This is a genomic window from Xanthomarina maritima (assembly GCF_008084905.1).
Taxonomy (GTDB): Bacteria; Bacteroidota; Bacteroidia; order Flavobacteriales; family Flavobacteriaceae; genus Xanthomarina; species Xanthomarina maritima.
On sequence record NZ_VSFC01000034.1, the window covers coordinates 1 to 211 of the forward strand.

At 73.5% G+C, this 211-nt stretch carries 1 protein-coding gene; it reads right to left on the reverse strand.

Annotated elements, in window-relative coordinates; all coding sequences use genetic code 11:
• Window positions 1–211, reverse strand: a 211-nt coding sequence (locus tag FVF61_RS07410; RefSeq protein WP_199757287.1) for a hypothetical protein, incomplete at both ends; no start/stop codon positions are given.

Here is a 211-nt window from a genome sequence, read left to right on the forward strand (position 1 = left end):
GCCTGGAGGTCCTTGTCCCGCTTCTCCTTCGCCTCGGCGAAGAGCTTCGCGGCCTCGGCCCGCTTCTCCTCGGCCTCGCGGGCGGCCTTGGCGCGCAGCTGGGTGATCTCGCGGTCGGCGGTGGCGCGCAGGGTGGCGACCTCGCGCTCGACGGAGGCCTTGAGCTCGGCGACCTCGTGTCCGGTGGCGGTGCGCAGCTGCTTGGTCTCGC